Origin of the sequence: uncultured Rikenella sp., assembly GCF_910579375.1 — a bacterium.
Classification (GTDB): domain Bacteria; phylum Bacteroidota; class Bacteroidia; order Bacteroidales; family Rikenellaceae; genus Rikenella.
The window spans coordinates 1-2,376 of sequence record NZ_CAJTUJ010000213.1; the positions used below are offsets into that span (position 1 = coordinate 1).

General features: G+C 59.3%; 1 protein-coding gene. It reads left to right on the top strand.

What is annotated here, in order from left to right; genetic code table 11:
- Positions 1-516: 516 nt before the first annotated feature.
- Positions 517-2,232 carry a transcription termination factor Rho gene (rho, locus tag QZ302_RS09785; protein WP_294594894.1) on the top strand — a complete coding sequence of 572 codons (1,716 nt, stop codon included), beginning with the start codon at positions 517-519 and terminating at the stop codon, positions 2,230-2,232.
- The last annotated feature ends 144 nt before the right edge of the window (positions 2,233-2,376 follow it).

The following is a 2,376-nucleotide window of genomic DNA, read 5'->3' on the forward strand; positions in this document are numbered from 1 at the left end:
AACGTGCCAGCACATTTTGACGATTTCCCTTTTAAGGCGACGGCGCGCGGTCGAGCTTTGACCCGCCTAAAACTGGCCTCGGGCCGGCCGGGCCCCACGTCCCGTGGACGGGAAATGCTTACGCATTTCAACTGGCAGCCTCTACCCCAACAACTAACGACAGCCTCGGCCCATCCTCATGGCCCGAGCAAGCAAAAACCCAACTGACCGCCCGACAATTCACCACACACATTGCACCGTAAGAAAATTTATCTATCTTTGGGTGCTGTTTTCAACCCGACTCGCTCGCCGAAGCACTCACCCTGTCGAAGCGCGGTTCGCAGAAGCGAGACTTTCACATCGAAAACATTCCTCTTTCACACACCTTAATATTCCACGCCTCTCGGGGCGTACTGCGAGACCCGACCGCACACCTCTGCCGACCGAACAGCGGAGAGCACGGAACGGTACTGCCGATGTGGCGAATCGCATCGCGCGGAACGACTAAGGTGCGAACAACCGCAATTTATATCACGTATGTCAGATAAAGAAACGCTGAAACGGCTGCCGCTCGGGCAGCTGCGTTCGATGGCCGAGGCCGCAGGGGTGGTCACCGGCAAAAAATATGTCAAAAAAGAGGAGCTGATCGCCCGGCTGTTGGGCGAGACTTACGACGAGACGGAGAAGACAACGCCTCGCGCGGCTGCCGAAAACCAGAAAACCGCCCCCGCTGCGACCGACGAGGGGCAGGAGCGGAGACGGCGCAGGCGGATGACGACACAAGAGGGAGAGGCGACAGAAACGACTGCTAATCAGGCGCATTGGGGGACGCAGACCGGCGGACAGCAGGAGACCTACCGGACGGCCAGACCGGAAGCCGGCGCACGCGGAGGAAACATCAGAAGCAGTTACAGCGCCAGCCCGGAAAAAACCGCACAGGAACACGGAGGACAGGGACAGTTGCCGCAGGGGGGAGGCTATGCGCCGCGGTACGGAAACAACTATAACAACAATTACAACAACCGGGAGAACAACCGGGGGCGGTACGGCAACACCCCGAACACGGCGGGCGACGGGCAGGGAGTTCAGTCGGCGGGCAACGAACAGCCGCGCAAGATCGACCACCAGAACGATTTTCTGGGCATCATCGACTGCGAAGGGGCGCTGGAGGTGATGCCGGACGGATACGGATTCCTGCGGTCGGCCGACTACAACTACCTCAACTCGCCGGACGACGTCTACGTCTCGCCGGCACAGATCAAAAGCTACGGTCTGAAACAGGGGGATACGGTCAAGGGCATCATCAAACCGCCGAGAGAGGGCGAAAAATACTTCCCGCTGGTCAAGGTGATCGAGGTCAACGGCTTGGCACCGGAGATGGTGCGCGACCGGATTCAGTTCGAATACCTCACGCCGCTCTTTCCGGAGACCAAATTCGACATCACGGACAAGGGGCACAACAATCTGTCCACCCGAATCGTCGACCTCTTCGCGCCGATCGGGAAGGGGCAGCGGGCACTGATCGTGGCACAGCCGAAAACGGGTAAAACCATGCTGCTCAAGGCGATTGCGAACGCCATTGCGGACAATCATCCGGAGGCGTACATGATCATGCTGCTGATCGACGAACGGCCGGAGGAGGTGACGGATATGGCCCGGAGCGTCAAGGCGGAGGTGATCGCGTCGACGTTCGACGAACAGGCGTCGCGGCATGTCAAGGTGGCGGAGATGGTGCTCGAAAAGGCGAAACGGATGGTCGAGTGCGGACACGATGTAGTGATCTTCCTCGACTCGATCACGCGGCTGGCACGGGCTTACAATACGGTGCAACCGGCGTCGGGCAAGGTGCTGTCGGGAGGGGTGGACGCCAATGCGCTCCACAAACCGAAACGGTTCTTCGGGGCGGCCAGAAACACGGAGGAACGGGGTTCGCTGACGATTATCGCGACGGCGCTGATCGACACGGGTTCCAAGATGGACGAGGTGATTTTCGAGGAGTTCAAGGGGACGGGGAACATGGAGCTGCAACTCGACCGGAAGCTCTCGAACAAGCGAATCTATCCGGCGGTGGACATTACGGCTTCGTCTACGCGGCGGGACGACCTGCTGCTCGACCGGGACACGCTCCAGAAGATCTGGATCTTGCGTCGCCACCTGACGGATATGAACTCGGTGGAGGCGATGGAACTGGTCAAGAAGCAGATGGAGGGGACGGTCTCGAACGAGGAGTTTTTAGCCACGATGAACAAGTAGAGCGCGGACATCGGGTTGGGCCGAGGCGGCCAGTGGAAATGCTTACGCATTTCCCGTTCACGGGACGTGGGGCCCGCGCGCAGTTTTAGGCGGCTTGAGGATGCGCAAGCATCCGTCTAAAGTTTTTTTGGTTCTTTTTGTTCA